The organism is Paenibacillus sp. FSL E2-0151 (assembly GCF_037993015.1).
GTDB classification, from domain to species: Bacteria; Bacillota; Bacilli; order Paenibacillales; family Paenibacillaceae; genus Paenibacillus; species Paenibacillus amylolyticus.
This window is the reverse complement of the sequence record NZ_CP150308.1, coordinates 4,696,441-4,713,950: the sequence shown is the minus strand read 5'-3', so window position 1 is coordinate 4,713,950 and position 17,510 is coordinate 4,696,441. Positions and strand designations below refer to the sequence as shown.

The window sequence follows — 17,510 nt, the reverse complement described above, 5'->3', positions numbered from 1 at the left end:
AGAGTGTAATCGAAGAGGGGCGAAGATATGAATTTTCACCAATTGCATATTTTTTATACGGTAGCAGAGAAGGGGAGTTTCTCGGCGGCTGCACAAGCATTACATATGACTCAACCGGCAGTAACGATGCAGATTCAATCATTGGAGGACTATTTTGGCACCAAGTTATTGCATCGTTCCACCAAAAAAATAGAATTATCTGAGGCTGGCCGAACTTTATTACCTCATGCGAAACGGAGTGTAGAGTTGGTCAGACAGACGGACGAAGCGATGTCGGCGTTTACTCAGATGTTACAGGGCAGACTCCAGCTGGGAGCCAGCTTAACGATCGGGGAATATGTGCTTCCACGCATGCTCGGACCATTTGCACTTCAATATCCGGATATTTCAATTGTCATGAAAGTGATGAATACAACGCAAATTATGGATGATATATTGAAGCACCAGCTTAATTTTGGTCTGATTGAAGCGCCAGTGCACCACCCGGACATGATTGTGGAGCCTGTCATGCAGGACGAGCTGAAACTGATTGTACCTGCCGGACATGATTTGGCTAAGCGTAGCAAAGTGAATATTGAGGATGTAATGAATTATCCTTTTGTGCTGCGTGAGAAGGGCTCGGGTACTCGTCAGGTGATGGAAGACCAATTGCAAAAGAAAAAGATTGATCCACAAGATATGAATGTAGTGATGGAACTTGGCAGTACAGGAGCGGTAAAATCGGCCGTGGAGGCAGGGGTAGGTATTACGATGTTATCTCCTTCTTCGGTGCAGCATGAACTGGCTCTGGGACTTGTTCATATTGTGGATATCCGCGGACTCGAATTCAAAAGGCAGTTCTATGCCATCCATCTAAAATCGTCCTTGTTGCCCCTGTCAGCAGTCGCTTTCCTGAATTATCTGCGTCAGCAGGAGCAGCCTAAGTCGGTACATAAGACGGGGAAGGCATAATCGTTGGCAACATCAATGGTAGATAAGATTGAATCATAATCAATTTTAAACAAAGGAGCTGTTGATCATGGATCAGCGCCAAGGACGCTGTGATCTTCATACGCATAGTCAGGCTTCCGATGGAATGCAGCCACCTGCTGATAATGTGAAGCTTGCCAAACAAAAAGGGCTATCTGCGGTTGCCCTAACGGACCATGATACAGTAGCTGGTGTAGCGGAAGCACAGCAAGCGGGAAAAGAGTACGATATTGATGTTGTTGCCGGAGTGGAGATCAGCACCCGGGCTGGCGGCAAAGATATTCATGTACTGGGCTATTACGTTAATACGGAGGATGAGATATTCCTGCAACGGTTGGCCGGATTACGAGAAGCGCGAGATGAGCGGAATCATCTGATTATCGCCAAGCTGCAAGAACTCGGGCTTGATATAAGCTGGCAGGAGGTACTGGATGAGCTGGGACGACCGTTAGAGCCGGATGAGAGTATTGGCAGACCTCATATGGCCGATGTGCTGGTGAAAAAAGGCTACGCTGTTGACATGCGGGATGCATTTGATCAGTATCTTGCTGAAGGCAAGCCAGGCTTTGTATCTGTACCCCGCGTTGCACCAGAGGATGCTTGCGAGTGGATCAGAGCCGCAGGTGGAGCCGCTGTGATTGCCCATCCGGGTCTCTATAACGATGATGAGTTGGTGCGACGTATCATCGAAGACTCTCATCCAGATGGCATTGAGGTGTTTCATTCGGACCATGGCCCGGAAGAGGAACGAAGGTATGGTGAGCTGGCCAAGGAATACGACCTCATTGAAACAGGTGGATCTGATTATCATGGTAAACGGCAAGGTGTTGTTTTCCACGGGGATCTTGGTAGCAAGACCGTAACGGTTGATGTGTTGGAAAGGCTGAAGGCAGCTGCTTCACAGCAAAAGGGAGAGTAAGCGAGACGTTGGAACGCTCTATCTGACTATAATAAATTCTGTATTACTGGATACATTTAAGATCGAAGGAGTAAAGGACATGCAAGCATGATAGGGCTGAACCTTCATGTTTGCATGTCCCTTTTTTTGTTCTCAAAAGAGTCTATGTTATTGAATAGTTTACCCAAGCGCCACGTGTAGCCCCGAGACGTTCGAATAATTGCTGTGCCCGCTCATTGGTCACTGCTGTGATCCAAGACATATATGCACATCCATGGTCACGCGTATATTGCTGACAGTGTGCAAATAATTTGGCTTCTGCTTCGCCTTCTCTGAATGTTTCCGTAACAAATAGGTCATTCATGATGGCGACACGCTCTGCTTTCATCGTGCTGTATGTAAAGAACAGGGTAGAAAATCCGATAAGCTTCCCGTCCTCTTCTGCCACGAATTGAGCACCGATCTTCTGATTAAGCAGGTTGTTGATCAAAAGCTGGATGGATTGATCACCAGGCCAGGGGTTGTTGTAGAATCCCACCACATAGTCATGCATTAATGCCATCAGGGGTTTCAGATCATCAGGTTGCGTTTCTCGAATATGTATGGTCATGATACACTTCCTTTAACTATAAATTTATTCATCACAATCGAATTATTATACATATAAATGAATAAAAATTCAATGAGAAAGCTAAATAAGCTGAGCTTCACATATCATTCAAACAAGTAATGCAATAACAAAAATCCCCTGAACCGTTAATGGTCAGGGGATTTTTCTATTGTTACTGTTACATCGCACCTTATGAGCTAAGCATACTATCCATTTTTAATGGTGGATGGCAGACTTTTGATCAATTCATCATTTGGCGTGACAAACAAGGTCTTCTGATGATCATAGATCACAAAACCAGGCTTCGCACCACTTGGTTTGCGCACATGACGGATAAACGTGTAGTCCACAGGCACACTGCTGGACTCCTTGGCCTGGCTGAAATAGGCAGCAAGCTGTGCTGCTTCTTCCAATGTAGCTTCACCAAAGTCCGTACTGCGAATAACGACATGTGAACCTGGAATGTCTTTGGTATGCAACCAGGTGTCGTTGGAAGAAGCGAGACGGTTGGTCACGTACTCATTCTGCAGGTTGTTTTTGCCCACAAGAATATCAATTCCCTCCGAGGAGGTGAACTGGTGTACGGTTGGACGGTCACTTTTCTTCTTCTTTTTACCCTTTTTATTACGGTCACGAAGGTATCCTTGCTGTACAAGCTCGTCCCGTATTTCCTCAATATCGTTCATCGATGCAATGGAGAGCTGCTGTAACAGGTTATCGAGGTAGTCAATCTCGTCTTTGGTTTTTCCAAGCTGCTCATGAATAACAGCCAGACTGTTCTTATATTTGTTATAACGCTTGAAATAACGTTGTGCGTTGTCAGACGGTGTGAGCAACGGATCAAGCTGAATGGTAATGTTGGCTTGGTCTTCATCGTAGAAGTTCACAAGCTCCACGCTCTTGTCCCCTTTGTGGACCTGATGCAGGGAGGCAAACAGCAACTCACCCCATAGTCTGAACTTGTCCGCATCGTCCGCTTCCAGTAGATCCTTGTTCAGGTTGTCCAGCTTTTTGATGTTTTTGCTTCGCTCATTCTGCAGAAAACGGAGCAGATCACTTACTCTCTGTTTAACCGTGTCTCGTTCAGCCTTATCTCCGTAATAATCTTCCATGCACTTGCTCATCGTGTCATAGGTTTTCTCCAAATCCTGAATGCTCTGAAGATGAACGGCTGAGAAAATCATTTTGCCTTTGGCGTTCATTCCGGTTACAGGTGTGTAGATATGATCTCTGACAGGTCCCATCACGGCTTCAAAAGCGTTCCAGAGTGCACCAGCCTCAACTCGGCTTTCACCCTCAACCACAGCTGGAGTGCTCACGGTGCCTTCAGCAGCAATTCCACGAGCAGCAATCTCTCCCGCAATTAACGGGCTAAGACCGCTAAAGGAGTTCACAAGCCAGCGTGATGCATCTTCTTCAGCGGCATGATAGCTGTCCTCGAAAGCTGTACGACTCACTTCGAGCGGATTACTTTTATGTTGCTCGGGTGGGGCAGTATACGCGAATCCAGGCATGATTACCCGGTAGCTACTGATTGAAGGAGTCACATGATGAATGCCATCCAGAATCGTTCCAGTTACAGGATCAAGCAAAATAATATTACTGTGACGCCCCATCAATTCAATGATGATCCGTTTAACCGAAACATCCCCCAGTTCGTCGCGCTGGCGCACATTGATGTGGATAATACGCTCCATACCAATCTGACGGATCTCCTCAATGATTGCACCTTCACAGTGCTTACGGAGCAACATGCAGAACATGGGTGCTTCCGTAGGGTTAAGGAATGTCTTTTCCGTATAATGCACACGGGGATAGGTTGGGCTTGCCGAAACAAGCAATTTACTATTTCCGCGCTGAGCACGCAGGGTGAGAACTACGTCATGGCCATTCGGCTGATGGATCTTGCTGATACGTCCACCAATGCAGCCTTGCAGTTCATGAACAATGGCCCGTGTCACAATGCCGTCCAATGCCATTTTTTCCACTTCCTCTCTCTATCGAGCATCTGCATTTATCATGCCAAATGCTTCATCTATATAACTGAAACGTGCAACCAGGTATGTAAAAAAACAAGGACTGGCTACAGATTCTTCGTTGCTTGCCTGTTGAACGCTGGAATTGGTACTGCGCAGAACATCGCAGACTTTTATTTTAGCCTATTCTGTCCATCAGGGAAAGGATTCACCTTCCGGGTGCTAATCACAGACCTGTCCGAATACATATAGAGCAGGTAGTTTGTCCGGCATAGTGTACAGCCTGTCGACCAGCGCGCCGGTGAGTCATGTGAGCTTATTTTGCAGATGAAATACAGACTGGGAGGGAAACTTGAAGCATGGAACATACCAAGTGGCATCAACTTAGTGATGAAGAGCTTCGTAACACTCTTGGCGTCAGCCCGCAGGAAGGATTGACGGATGAAGCTGTAGCAGAGAAGAGGAAAGTGGTCGGTTCGAATGAGCTGAGCGAGGGGAAACGCATTTCTCCAATTACATTGCTCTTGAATCAGTTCAAGGATTTTATGGTGCTGGTGTTGATGGGAGCAACGTTGGTATCCGGATTACTGGGTGAGTATCTGGATGCGGTAACGATTGTGGCTATTATCGTACTGAATGCGATTCTGGGGTTTGTACAGGAATTCCGGGCTGAACGATCTCTTCGTGCATTGAAACAGTTGTCTGCACCTCTTGCCAAAGTGCTTCGTTCAGGCCAGGAAGTACACCTTGCCGCCAAACAACTTGTCCCCGGGGATATTATCATGGTGGAGAGTGGGGACCGCATACCCGCTGATGTGCGCTGGCTGCAAACGAACAGTCTGGATGTCGAGGAATCGGCACTTACCGGGGAATCGGTTCCTGTAAGCAAACATTGCCTTCCGATTGCGGACGAGGACGTTCCGCTGGGTGATCAGAAGAATATTGGTTTTATGGGTACCATGGTCACTCGTGGCACAGCTAAAGGTGTAGTCATTCGTACGGGGATGGAGACGGAGATGGGCAAAATCGCCGATCTGATCCAAAATACGGAGGAGCAAGAAACACCGTTACAGCACAGGCTGGAGCAATTGGGCAAAATTCTGATTTTTGTCGCATTGGGATTAACCATTATGGTTGTCGTCGCAGGTATATTGCACGGACAACCAGCCGTTGGCATGTTTCTGGCAGGGGTCAGCCTCGCGGTGGCTGCCATACCGGAGGGCCTGCCGGCCATTGTAACCATTGCACTCGCACTAGGCGTGCAGCGTATGATCAAACGTAAAGCCATTGTACGCAAACTGCCTTCTGTCGAAACTCTGGGCTGTGCATCCGTAATCTGTTCGGATAAGACTGGCACGCTCACCCAGAACAAGATGACGGTAACGGATGTGTGGCTGGAGGGACGTAACATCAAGGTTACCGGGGATGGTTATGCACCTGAAGGGCAGATGCTGGAGAACGGTCGTACGGTGGAACTGAAGAGTGACCAGTCCTTGCGCAGAATGCTTCAGATCAGCGCGCTTTGCAACAATGCGAGTATTGTGGAAAGTGCTGCAAGCGAGGTGGGGAGCAAGAAAAAGGGCAAGGATACCAAAAAGGACGGCAAGAAAAACACGAAAAAAGGTGACCTCCAAGAAGAAACCGTTCAACGAGATAATGTATCCTGGGAGCTGAAAGGCGATCCGACGGAAGGGGCACTCGTCACACTGGCCTCCAAAATGGGGCTTACTCCTGCCGGACTTAAAGAGTTGTATGCCCGCCAGCAGGAATTCCCGTTTGATTCGGAGCGAAAACGCATGTCGGTCCTGGTTCATCATCAGGGGGGCCGAATGATCTATACCAAAGGTGCACCGGATGTGTTGATCGGACACTGTAGTTATATTTTGTGGGAAGGCAAGGTTGTACCTTTCACTGGAACACTGCGACAGAAAGTAATGGCAGCAAATGAGAGCATGGCCGGAGCAGCACTACGTGTCCTCGGAATGGCCTACCGTGAAGTGCGGCCGGAAGAAAAAGTGGCTAACGAACATGCCGCCGAGAGTCAGCTTGTCTTCGTAGGACTTGCAGGTATGATAGATCCACCACGTCGTGAAGTGCGAGATGCGATTGCAACATGCCGCAAGGCGGGGATACGAACTGTCATGATCACAGGTGATCATGGAACAACGGCAGAAGCCATTGCTCATCAGTTGGGGATTCTTCCCCGCGGAGGGGCTTCGTTAAGTGGTCAGCAACTGGCAGGCATGACAGACGAGCAACTGGATAAACAGGTAGAGGGCATCTACGTGTTCTCAAGGGTATCTCCGGAACACAAGCTTCGCATCGTGAAATCGTTACAGCGCAAAGGGCATGTCGTCGCGATGACGGGTGATGGAGTCAATGATGCTCCGGCGATCAAAGCTGCAGATATCGGCATAGCGATGGGCATTACAGGAACGGATGTCACGAAGGAAGCTTCGGCGCTCATTCTGAGTGATGATAACTTCTCAACCATTGTGGCTGCCATTGAAGAAGGCCGTAATATTTATGAGAACATTCGCAAGTTTATCCGTTATTTGCTGGCATCAAACGTGGGCGAAATATTGACAATGTTCTTTGCAATGATGATGGGCCTGCCGCTACCACTCGTACCTATTCAGATTCTGTGGGTTAACCTCGTAACGGATGGTTTGCCTGCAATGGCGCTGGGGGTAGATCAGCCTGAGAAAGATCTGATGGAACACAAACCCCGTGGCGCCAAGGAAAACATTTTTGCCCGCAGACTGGGGTGGAAAATCGTCAGCCGGGGTGTGTTGATTGGGTTATGCACACTCGGAGCGTTCTGGCTTACCCTTCAGGCTGCGCCGGATAATCCGGGTCAACTGATCAAGGCACAGTCTGTGGCTTTTGCTACACTTGTTTTGGCGCAGCTTATTCATGTCTTTGATTGCCGTAGTTCGCGGTCCATCTTCCACCGGAATCCTTTACAGAACAAATATCTGGTTCTTGCGGTGATTTCATCGGTTGTACTGATGCTGGTTGTCATGTACGTTGAACCGTTACAGCCGATCTTCAAAACCGTACCTTTGGGATTGCGTGAATGGGCGATCTGTATCGTTGCTGCGGGCATTCCCACGTTCCTTATGGGCGCAGGCAGCGTCTGGGGTGGTCGTCGTAATCGCCGCCGTATGGGTGGTACTGGCCGCTTCGTACCGAAAAGTACAAAGTTTTCGGCATAAAATCAATACCTTTTCCTTACCTATTTCGGTATGCTATCCTCAAAATGATTCAAAGCGGAAGCTTTGGCATTTTGCAGGATAGCTTTTTTGTGTAAATGCTGAATATGAATTTCTATGGTAATCCTGTAGAAGAGCAAGAATATAGCTTTGGCAGCAGACTGCCAAAAGGAGTGGGCAAGATTATGGAATTTACGAAAATGCATGGACTTGGTAACGATTTTATCGTTGTATTTGGTGAAAAGGAGCTTCCGGCAGATGCGGCAGAGTTGGCTGTGAAATGGTGCAACCGTTTCTTTGGCATCGGTGCGGACGGCCTGGTTTATATACTGCCTTCGGAGAAGGCGGACTTTCAGATGCGTATCATGAATTCGGACGGTTCGGAAGCAGAACAGTGCGGTAATGCCATTCGCTGTGTATCCAAATACGTATACGATCATGGTCACGTGAGCCAGGAGCAGATCACCATTGAAACGATTGGTGCAGGGGTACAACCTGTGAGTCTCAACATTCGTGATGGTAAAGTGGAAACGGTTCGTGTCGATATGGGCGAGCCGATCCTGAACGGTCTTCAAGTGCCTACAACGGTGGATGCCAACCCAGTGGTTGATCACTACATTGAAGCGAATGGACATGCGTTCAAATTCACCGCCGTATCCATGGGTAACCCGCATGCGGTTATCTATGTAGATGACGCTGTGAATTTTGACCTCACGACTTGGGGACCACTTCTTGAAGTGCATCCGATGTTTCCAAAAAAAATCAATGTGGAATTCGCCACAGTTCGTGACCGTGGATATGTGGACATGCGTGTATGGGAACGCGGAGCGGGTCCAACACTAGCTTGTGGAACCGGAGCTTGTGCGACACTGGTATCCTCTGTCCTGAATGGACATACAGATCGTACAGCAGTCATCAGCCTCAAGGGTGGGGATCTCCACATTGAGTGGAATGAAGCTGACAATCATGTGTACATGACTGGACCTGCTGAAGTTGTTTTTAAAGGAATCACTTCATAAAAAGTGAAAGGTTTAACCAAAGGGGCCTGCGGGCCTCTTTTTTTGTCAAAAAGGATAAGTCGTGTCTCCTGTACAGAGACATATTGGTGGCTGTATGGCAAGAAAGTCCATATGAGCTGGATACTCATCAAAAACCTGTGTTTTTCTTCGTTTTTTAGCGTTTTTTGTGTTACATTAGTATGTAAATGATCACAGCTAGGCGGGGGGAAATGGGATGAAGGCGGATTTGCGCAAAGTTATGCAGGAACGGGTTCTCGTTGGAGATGGGGCCATGGGAACATTTCTGTACCAAATGGGGTTCCCGGTGGGGATTTCATATGAAGAATTAAACTTGATTTCACCTGAAGTAGTGGCGGATGTACATCGCCGTTATCGGGATGCAGGTACAGAAATATTTGAAACAAATACGTATTCTGCCAATTACGACAAGTTGTCCAAGTTCGGTCTGGAGTCCAAGGTGGAGGACGTGAACCGTGCCGGCGTACGCATCGCCAAAGAGGTAGCTGGAGATACCGGTTATGTGCTTGGTGCAGTTGGTTCCATTCGAGGTGGCAAGCGGACAAACGTGTCAACGAGTGAACTGAAACGCTTTTATCAACAACAGATCTCTGCACTGCTAGATGAAGGCGTGGATGGCATTTTGCTTGAGACCTTCTATGATATCGAGGAAATGGATATTGCCCTTTTGCAAGCGCGCAAGCTAAGTGATCTGCCCGTAATTGGACAGTTCGCGGTAGAGGATGTAGGACACACACTGGACGGATATACAATGCCTGAAGCCTTCCGGATTATGCGGGAGCAGGGCGCGGATGTCATTGGTTTTAACTGTCGCTCAGGTCCAAACGGGATTATGCGTGCCATGGAAACCGTCTCGGGACGAATTGGTATTCCAATGTCCGTCTACCCGAATGCGGGTGCAGCAGATTATGTAGATGGTGAGTTCCGTTATGGTGCGACTCCGGAGTACTTTGGTCAGACGGCAGTACAATTTGCTGAACTGGGCGCTCGTATTATCGGTGGTTGCTGTGGTACGACACCTGATCATATTACCGCTATGAAAGAGGCGCTTGCTGACTATGTGCCTTCGCCTATTCTGGAGCCTGATCCGTCAGAATCCAAACCGCGTATTGTGTTGCATGAAAATGTGGATGAGCGTTCCGGACGTGGCGGACAGCCTACGATCGTTGATCTGGTCAAGCATCGTCACACCGTTATCGTTGAACTTGACCCGCCACGTGACTTGGACATTGCCAAGTTCATGAAAGGTGCCGAGACACTGAAAGCAGCCGGAGCCGATGCCCTGACACTGGCCGATAATTCACTCGCGGTTACACGCATGAGCAACATGGCGCTGGGTCACCTCGTTCAGGATCGCACGGGCCTTCGTCCACTGGTGCATATTGCCTGCCGTGACCGGAATCTGATTGGAACGCAGTCCCACATGATGGGGTTTGATGCTTTGAGTATTAATCATGTACTGGCTGTAACAGGAGATCCTGCAAGATTTGGCGATCTGCCTGGTTCGAGCTCGGTATACGATCTGACTTCTTTTGAAATCATACGCATGATCAAACAGTTGAACGATGGAGTAGCTTTCTCAGGTAAACCACTGAAGCAAAAAGCTGGTTTTGTAATCGGAGCAGCATTTAATCCCAATGTGAAATATTTGGAGAAAGCTGTACAACGTCTGGAGAAGAAAATTGCCTCTGGCGCTGATTACATCATGACACAACCGATCTATGATCCTGAGTTGATTGTAGCAATGCACGAAGCGACCAAACATCTGGATGTGCCCATTTTTGTAGGTGTAATGCCGCTAGCGAGTGGACGGAATGCAGAGTATCTGCACAACGAGGTTCCCGGAATCCAGCTTTCGGATGAAGTGCGTTCCCGTATGGCAGGTCTGGAAGGCGAAGAAGGCCGTGCGATGGGAGTAAAAATTGCCAAAGAACTGCTGGACGTAGCAACAGCGCATTTCAAAGGCATCTATCTCATGACACCGTTTATGTTCTACGGCATGACGGCCGAACTGACTCAATACGTATGGGAGAAGTCGGAGCATCAATGTCCTACTTGTTTCAACCCTAATAATCAATTACAATAGTAAAACGGATGTGATGCCGATGTCATTCAGTATGACCGGATACGGTCAATCCGCCTTTCATTTTGGCGGCTATAAGGTACAATTAGAGATCAAATCTGTTAATCATCGTTATTGCGAAGTGATGATGCGTCTGCCAAGAGAGTGGACGTATTATGAAGACGGTTTGAGGAAGATCGTACAGAGTCGTTTGAAACGTGGGCGGATTGATGTTTATGTAATGAAAGAAAAAGAGGAAGACCAGGCTCTTCCCGCTGTTCTGAATGAACAGACGGTCAGGGCCTATCTGCAGGCTGCAGAGCAACTGGAGACCCAATATGGATTGCAGGGCAAACCAAGTATTGTGGATATGCTTGGGCTACCGGACGTCATGGTTCATTCGGATGGGACAAGTTCCATTCCGGAAGAGCAGAAGGACGAATGGGAGCGAGTTCTGCAGGAAGGATTGAAAGAGGCTCTGTCCAGCCTTGAACAGATGCGCGCTCGCGAGGGTCTTCATCTGGCCAGTGATCTGGAACGGCGGATTACCCGTCTGGAGTCACTGCATACCGAAATGCTTGATCTTGCACCGACTGTGGTAAGTGATTATCGCAACAAGCTAAGACAAAGGCTTACGGAAATGCAGGAAGAAGGCTCTTTCCCTTTTGATGAGCATAAATTGGGTATGGAAATTGCAATGTTTGCCGATCGTTCTAACATAGAAGAAGAGCTTACGCGTCTACAGAGTCACTTTGGACAGAGCAGGGAACTGCTGAAGAGTGATGAGCCCGTAGGTCGTAAGTTGGACTTTCTAATTCAAGAGATGAATCGGGAAGTCAATACGATTGGATCAAAAGCCAACCATTTGGCTCTGGTGAATCGTGTTGTCGAGATGAAGGCGGAGCTGGAGAAGATTCGTGAGCAAGCTGCGAATATCGAATGAACGGCCACATTTCGGCAAAAGAGTCGCATGTATAGGGGGAAGAACCTGATTATGGCAATCAAACTCATTAACATTGGATTCGGTAACATCGTATCGGCGAACCGGATTATATCCATCGTGAGTCCGGAATCGGCGCCGATCAAGAGAATTATACAAGAGGCAAGAGATCGTCACATGCTGATTGATGCAACGTACGGAAGACGTACTCGTGCCGTAATTATTACGGATAGCGATCATGTCATTTTGTCTGCAGTTCAGCCTGAGACGGTCGCCCATCGTCTTTCTTCGAAAGATGATGATAACGACGAATAAAATGGAGTGTAATATGTCTAAGGGATTACTGGTAGTGTTGTCCGGCCCATCTGGGGTCGGGAAGGGTACTGTATGCAGCGCTTTGCGCAAACGGGTGCCGGAATTGATCTATTCCGTATCGGCAACAACCCGTCAGCCTCGTCTTGGTGAAGAACATGGTGTGAACTATTTCTTCAGAAGTCATGAAGAGTTCCAGAACATGATTGCTGAAGATCAATTGTTGGAACATGCGGAGTATGTTGGTAATTATTACGGAACACCGCGTGATTTTGTAGAGAAAACGATTAACGAAGGCCGCGACATCATTCTGGAGATTGAGGTTCAAGGCGCGTTAAAAGTGAAAGAGAAATTCCCGGAAGGGATCTTTGTTTTCCTGCTTCCTCCTTCATTGGACGAGCTGAAAGATCGCATTCAGGGCCGTGGTACCGAAAGCCAAGCGACCATTGATCACCGGATGTCTGTGGCGGTTGATGAGATCAGTCTGCTGGAGCAGTATGATTACGCTGTTGTTAATGATGAAATTGATTTGGCGTGCAAGAGAATAGAAAGCATCATAATCGCCGAACATTGTAAGATCAATAAATAATCCCTTTTGCCGCTGCAGAATGCGATATAAGTGGGGCAGTTGTCATATCATATACTGAAGCACTCCTTCTCGGAATGCCCGGGTGTGAAGACATGCCACATCAGTTCTGTCAGGCGGCAACTTGTGATTATACTAATGCGAAGAGGTGTTTGTTAATATGCTGTATCCTTCTATTGATGAAATGATGAACAAAGTCGACAGCAAGTATTCCCTTGTTGTTGCTGCTTCCCGCCGGGCTAGACAGCTACGTGAAGGTGAAAAAACGGATTTAAGAGGTGCGAGATCCCATAAACAAGTTGGCGTTGCACTGGAAGAAATCTATGGAGACCTGCTCGTTGTCATCAAAGGACAGGACGAAGAAGAAGAGTAAGCCGCCTGCGGCTGCTCTTCAACTGCATACGGCGCAAGCCGGATTAATTGACAACCGCGAGGTTGTTATTTTTTTACGAATAAGCATATTTTAACGGAATCTTACTTAGACGTCGTATAAATATCGGGGGAAATAAACATGTTGAACGGTAAAAAAATCGTGCTTGGTGTGACTGGCGGCATAGCCGCTTACAAAGCGGCAACATTATGCAGCAGACTGGTGCAAAAGGGAGCGGATGTTCATGTGATCATGACAGCTTCCGCTACACAGTTTATTACCGAATTGACGCTGCAAACGTTGACCCGAAACACCGTATATACGGATACATTTGATGAGCGTGAACCGGCAGTCGTATCTCATATTCATCTGGCCGATCTGGCTGATCTTGTTCTGGTTGCTCCGGCAACAGCCAATGTGATTGCCAAGATGGCGCATGGCATGGCAGATGATATGCTCTCAACAACTCTTCTTGCGACGACAGCCCCTGTCATGATTGCTCCAGCGATGAATGTACATATGTATGATCATCCAGCTGTAAAGCATAATATGAACCAGCTTGTTGAACGGGGCGCCATGATGATCGAACCGGGTGAAGGTCTGCTTGCGTGTGGATATGTGGGCAAGGGACGTCTGGAAGAACCGGAGAGCATTGTGGATGTGGTAGAACGTTTCTTTGAACAGAAAGAATCAGCAGACATTAGTCGGCAGGGACAAGCTTCATTGTTACAAGGCAAGAAGGTTGTCGTTACGGCTGGAGGTACGATTGAGCGCATTGATCCAGTACGATACATTACGAACGATTCATCTGGCAAAATGGGATTTGCCATAGCCGCAGCTGCGCGTGATCTGGGGGCAGATGTGAAATTGGTTATGGGCAGTACCCAAGCCAAGCCACCGGAGAACGTTGAGTTGATCCCTGTACAGTCTGCACAGGATATGTATGAAGCGGTAACACGCGAATGGGACGATGCTGATATCGTGGTTAAGGCGGCGGCGGTTGCCGATTATCGTCCAAAGGAAGTTTATACCGAGAAGATCAAGAAGAAAGGCGACACGCTGTCGCTCGAACTTATTAAAAATATAGATATTCTTGAAACGCTGGGCAAACAGAAAACCCATCAGTTTTTGATTGGTTTTGCTGCGGAGACTCAGTCAGTTGAGATGTATGCACGTGAGAAATTGGAACGGAAAAACTGTGATCTGATCGTAGCCAATGATGTAACCCGCACGGGTGCAGGATTTGGAACAGACACCAACGCGGTACATATCTATGACCGGGAAGGTTTGGTGGAGGAGCTTCCAGTGATAGCCAAGGACGATGTGGCTCATCGGTTGCTCCGGATTGCGGCGGAGCGCATTGCCGGGAGGAATTAGGATATGGAGATTGCCAAGGTCATAGTCGATGTTCCCGTGAAGGAAACAGACCGGCCGTTTGATTACCTGGTACCTGAATCGATGAGGGAATGGATCGAGATTGGCAGCCGGGTGGGTGTACCTTTTGGTCATCGGACGGTGCAGGGATTCGTGATTGATCTTGTGCCGCGTACCGGAGAGGAAACATTCAAGCTTAAGCAGATTCAGGAGTTACTGGACATTGTTCCCCCGTTGTCAAAGGATTTGGTTGAGTTGGCTGAATGGATGAGTGGACGTTATGCCAGTAACCGGATTTTGTCATTGCAGGTCATGGTGCCGACGGCATTGAAAGGGAAAGCAGAGCGATACATCTCGCTGGGAGATGCACTTGATGGACAGATGGCGGGAGCACAACCGGATGATGAGGTGTTATTTGTTTGGGGAGAAGAGTCTACGACCGAGAAAGTACAGCAGGATATCATCCGTTTTGTCAAAAGTCGGGGTCAGGTACCGCTGCAACAACTGAGTCGAAAATATCCCAATCATGCTGCACTAATTAAGAAATTATTGCTTGGTGGTGTACTTCTGGAAAGTCAAGCCATCAAGGACAAGTTAAATAAAAAAACGATGAAGTCCGTTGATCTGGCTGTAGATATTGCTGCTGCTCAGGAAGCACTTGCTTCATTCCCGGCGAAAGCACAGCGGCAGAAGGAGATTCTGGCTTTTTTGCTGGAAATGAAAGAACTGCTGCCCATGCCGATGAAAGAAGTGTTATCAACACTACAGGTATCGGCCGCAACGATTAAAGGGCTTGAGGAAAAGGGATTGATTGTCACCGAGGACGTTGAGGTCTTCCGTGACCCTTATCAGGGCAGGACGTTCAAAGCGACTGAACCGCTGGTTCTGACCGATGAGCAAAAACTTGTCTACGACAATATCAATGGCCGATTGCAGGAACAACGCCATGGGGTGTTTTTGTTACATGGTGTTACGGGAAGTGGCAAGACGGAAGTCTATCTTCAAACCATTCAACAATGCATCGAACAGGATAGGCAGGCTATCGTACTGGTGCCCGAGATTGCGCTCACACCACAGATGGTAGAACGTTTTAAAGGGCGATTTGGAGACCAAGTTGCTGTTATGCACAGTCGTCTGTCTGGCGGTGAACGTTATGATGAATGGCGCAAGATTCGTGAGGGTCAGGTGAAGGTTGCAATTGGGGCGCGTTCAGCTGTATTTGCTCCATTCAGTCGGCTTGGGTTGATTATTATGGATGAAGAACACGAGACTTCCTACAAACAGGAGGAAACTCCGAAATATCATGCTCGTGATGTAGCGGTAAAAAGAGCACAGCAGCATCAGGCGGTGGTTGTTTTGGGTTCAGCCACACCTTCGCTGGAAAGTTATTACGCTGCACGATCGCAGAGTAATGATGATTTTGCACCACTCTTACTGGAGATGCCAACGCGGGCACTGGGTAACAAGTTGCCTGAAGTGCGGATCGTTGACATGCGTGAAGAGTTGAAAGATGGCAACCGTTCCATGTTCAGCAGGGCTTTGCACAAAGGGCTGGAGGAGCGCTTGGAACGTGGTGAACAGACGGTGCTTCTGCTGAATCGCCGTGGATATTCGACCTTTGTCATGTGCCGAAGTTGTGGATATGTGGCAGGTTGTCCTGAATGTGATATTTCATTAACGTATCATCAGCGCTCGAATAATCTCCGTTGTCATTACTGCGGGTATGCGGAAGCGGCTCCGGAAGTGTGTCCGGATTGTGGAAGCGAGCATATTCGATATTTTGGTACAGGTACACAGCGGGTCGAGGAAGAGCTTGCCAAGCTCTTTCCGGGTATTCGGGTCATTCGGATGGATGTGGATACAACAACGGAAAAAGGGGCTCACGAGAAGCTGCTGAAACAGTTTCGTGAGAAAAAGGCGGATGTATTGCTGGGCACCCAGATGGTTGCGAAGGGACTTGATTTCCCGGATGTAACCCTGGTTGGCGTAATAACAGCGGATTCGGCGTTGAATTTACCTGATTTCCGTGCTGCGGAAAAAACGTTTCAGTTATTAACACAGGTTGCTGGCCGAGCGGGTCGGCACCAATTGCCTGGTGAGGTGTTTGTTCAGTCCTATACGCCGGAGCACTACTCCATTGGCCATGCGAGTCAGCATGACTATGTGTCGTTTGTACGTGAGGAATTGCTGCACCGTCGCAATTTGCAATATCCGCCCTACTGTCGCCTGATTCTGGTGACCTTTTCGCATGAGCAACTTCCGGTATTGATTCGTCTTGCTGAGAACTATACGCGAATACTGAAAGAGAAGGCTAATGCGGCCGGATGGCTCGGCAGTCTGGATCGTTTCAGCAATGATGCCTTTGATGTACTGGGGCCGGTAGCGTCTCCGATTCCTCGGATCAAGAATAGATACAGATTCCAATGTATGATAAAATGGCGGGGGGATGTAGACGCCATAGGACTCGCTCTGGCTACGGCCCGGCGCATGGACGATGATGTTCAGGCGCAAAAATTGCTTATTAGTCTGGATGTAGACCCGCAAATGTTAATGTAAGCATTTTGCAGCAATGCGGATGTAAACAAGCGGTATAAACATAGATTAAAATGAATACCCCAAAAATACAGATATCGTCCTGAAATTATGATGAGGATTAGGAAGGTGCTTACAACATGTCGATTCGCATTATCGTGCAAGAACCAGATGAGGTGCTCCACAAGAGAGCCAAAGAAGTAACCAAAATTACACCAAATGTACAAAAATTGCTGGATGATATGGCTGATACCATGTACGATGCGGAAGGTGTGGGTCTTGCTGCGCCACAGGTCGGTATTTTGAAACGTCTGATTGTTATCGACGCAGGTGATGAGCAAGGGCTGATCAAGATGATTAACCCGGAGATCATTGCAAGTGAGGGAGAACAATTTGGACCTGAAGGTTGTCTGAGTATCCCTGGAATTAATGGTGATGTTCGCCGTTTCGAGACCGTTACAGTTAAAGGTCTGGATCGTGAAGGTAAAGAGCTGATTATTACGGGTAGTGGCTTGCTGTCCCGTGCATTCCAGCATGAGATTGATCATCTGGATGGTGTACTCTTTACGGATGTCGCCGAGAAAGTGTACGAAATTGCAGCCGATCAAACGGGACCGCGTCGTAATTAA

General features: G+C 48.0%; 14 protein-coding genes. 12 read left to right on the top strand and 2 right to left on the bottom strand.

The genetic code is table 11. The features are described from left to right. The first annotated feature begins 27 nt into the window (after nt 1-27). Both MHI55_RS21205 and MHI55_RS21200 read left to right on the top strand, forming a co-directional pair. A complete protein-coding gene (locus MHI55_RS21205; protein WP_036614641.1) occupies nt 28-951 on the top strand; it encodes a selenium metabolism-associated LysR family transcriptional regulator in 924 nt (307 codons plus the stop codon). Between the two features lie 67 nt (nt 952-1,018). Continuing rightward, nucleotides 1,019-1,888 carry a PHP domain-containing protein gene (locus MHI55_RS21200; protein WP_340386822.1) on the top strand — a complete coding sequence of 290 codons (870 nt, stop codon included), beginning with the start codon at nt 1,019-1,021 and terminating at the stop codon, nt 1,886-1,888. 142 nt (nt 1,889-2,030) lie between these two features. On the opposite strand, the gene MHI55_RS21195 is transcribed toward MHI55_RS21200, so the two are convergent. Continuing rightward, nucleotides 2,031-2,477, bottom strand: coding sequence for a GNAT family N-acetyltransferase (locus MHI55_RS21195; protein WP_340386820.1), 447 nt, complete (start codon nt 2,475-2,477; stop codon nt 2,031-2,033). A gap of 206 nt (nt 2,478-2,683) precedes the next feature. Continuing rightward, nucleotides 2,684-4,456, bottom strand: coding sequence for an NFACT RNA binding domain-containing protein (locus MHI55_RS21190; protein WP_100527114.1), 1,773 nt, complete (start codon nt 4,454-4,456; stop codon nt 2,684-2,686). A 356-nt stretch (nt 4,457-4,812) separates the two neighbouring features. Here MHI55_RS21190 and MHI55_RS21185 point away from each other — a divergent pair, with 356 nt between their 5' ends. From MHI55_RS21185 to def, 10 genes are all read left to right on the top strand, one after another. Next, the gene (locus tag MHI55_RS21185; RefSeq protein ID WP_339186536.1) at nt 4,813-7,671 is read left to right on the top strand and encodes a calcium-translocating P-type ATPase, SERCA-type; all 2,859 of its coding nucleotides are present in this window, start codon (nt 4,813-4,815) and stop codon (nt 7,669-7,671) included. Between the two features lie 182 nt (nt 7,672-7,853). Beyond that, nucleotides 7,854-8,687 carry a diaminopimelate epimerase gene (dapF, locus tag MHI55_RS21180; protein ID WP_076251213.1) on the top strand — a complete coding sequence of 278 codons (834 nt, stop codon included), beginning with the start codon at nt 7,854-7,856 and terminating at the stop codon, nt 8,685-8,687. 214 nt (nt 8,688-8,901) lie between these two features. Continuing rightward, nucleotides 8,902-10,791: a bifunctional homocysteine S-methyltransferase/methylenetetrahydrofolate reductase gene (locus MHI55_RS21175; RefSeq protein ID WP_339186538.1), complete on the top strand. Its 1,890-nt coding sequence runs from the start codon at nt 8,902-8,904 to the stop codon at nt 10,789-10,791. A gap of 19 nt (nt 10,792-10,810) precedes the next feature. Further along, nucleotides 10,811-11,710, top strand: coding sequence for a YicC/YloC family endoribonuclease (locus MHI55_RS21170; RefSeq protein ID WP_036614623.1), 900 nt, complete (start codon nt 10,811-10,813; stop codon nt 11,708-11,710). A gap of 51 nt (nt 11,711-11,761) precedes the next feature. After that, entirely contained in the window at nt 11,762-12,022 is a 261-nt protein-coding gene (locus tag MHI55_RS21165) for a DUF370 domain-containing protein (RefSeq protein WP_006209218.1), read from the top strand. Between the two features lie 13 nt (nt 12,023-12,035). Next, nucleotides 12,036-12,608, top strand: a complete 573-nt coding sequence (gene gmk / locus MHI55_RS21160) for a guanylate kinase (protein WP_017687445.1) — start codon at nt 12,036-12,038, stop codon at nt 12,606-12,608. Nucleotides 12,609-12,765: 157 nt separating this feature from the next. Beyond that, nucleotides 12,766-12,978 carry a DNA-directed RNA polymerase subunit omega gene (gene rpoZ / locus MHI55_RS21155; RefSeq protein ID WP_036614619.1) on the top strand — a complete coding sequence of 71 codons (213 nt, stop codon included), beginning with the start codon at nt 12,766-12,768 and terminating at the stop codon, nt 12,976-12,978. Between the two features lie 138 nt (nt 12,979-13,116). Then, nucleotides 13,117-14,352 (top strand): bifunctional phosphopantothenoylcysteine decarboxylase/phosphopantothenate--cysteine ligase CoaBC, encoded by a 1,236-nt coding sequence (gene coaBC, locus MHI55_RS21150; protein ID WP_340386818.1) that lies wholly within the window; start codon nt 13,117-13,119, stop codon nt 14,350-14,352. Between the two features lie 3 nt (nt 14,353-14,355). After that, entirely contained in the window at nt 14,356-16,905 is a 2,550-nt protein-coding gene (gene priA, locus MHI55_RS21145) for a primosomal protein N' (protein WP_105599619.1), read from the top strand. A gap of 116 nt (nt 16,906-17,021) precedes the next feature. After that, nucleotides 17,022-17,510, top strand: coding sequence for a peptide deformylase (gene def, locus MHI55_RS21140; protein WP_017687449.1), 489 nt, complete (start codon nt 17,022-17,024; stop codon nt 17,508-17,510).

Bases quoted from the DNA above. Each gene is read 5' to 3' on its own strand.
- MHI55_RS21205 (WP_036614641.1), top strand. From the start codon at position 28: ATGAATTTTCACCAATTGCATATTTTTTATACGGTAGCAGAGAAGGGG.
- MHI55_RS21200 (WP_340386822.1), top strand. From the start codon at position 1,019: ATGGATCAGCGCCAAGGACGCTGTGATCTTCATACGCATAGTCAGGCT.
- MHI55_RS21195 (WP_340386820.1), bottom strand. From the start codon at position 2,477: ATGACCATACATATTCGAGAAACGCAACCTGATGATCTGAAACCCCTG.
- MHI55_RS21190 (WP_100527114.1), bottom strand. From the start codon at position 4,456: ATGGCATTGGACGGCATTGTGACACGGGCCATTGTTCATGAACTGCAA.
- MHI55_RS21185 (WP_339186536.1), top strand. From the start codon at position 4,813: ATGGAACATACCAAGTGGCATCAACTTAGTGATGAAGAGCTTCGTAAC.
- dapF (WP_076251213.1), top strand. From the start codon at position 7,854: ATGGAATTTACGAAAATGCATGGACTTGGTAACGATTTTATCGTTGTA.
- MHI55_RS21175 (WP_339186538.1), top strand. From the start codon at position 8,902: ATGAAGGCGGATTTGCGCAAAGTTATGCAGGAACGGGTTCTCGTTGGA.
- MHI55_RS21170 (WP_036614623.1), top strand. From the start codon at position 10,811: ATGTCATTCAGTATGACCGGATACGGTCAATCCGCCTTTCATTTTGGC.
- MHI55_RS21165 (WP_006209218.1), top strand. From the start codon at position 11,762: ATGGCAATCAAACTCATTAACATTGGATTCGGTAACATCGTATCGGCG.
- gmk (WP_017687445.1), top strand. From the start codon at position 12,036: ATGTCTAAGGGATTACTGGTAGTGTTGTCCGGCCCATCTGGGGTCGGG.
- rpoZ (WP_036614619.1), top strand. From the start codon at position 12,766: ATGCTGTATCCTTCTATTGATGAAATGATGAACAAAGTCGACAGCAAG.
- coaBC (WP_340386818.1), top strand. From the start codon at position 13,117: ATGTTGAACGGTAAAAAAATCGTGCTTGGTGTGACTGGCGGCATAGCC.
- priA (WP_105599619.1), top strand. From the start codon at position 14,356: ATGGAGATTGCCAAGGTCATAGTCGATGTTCCCGTGAAGGAAACAGAC.
- def (WP_017687449.1), top strand. From the start codon at position 17,022: ATGTCGATTCGCATTATCGTGCAAGAACCAGATGAGGTGCTCCACAAG.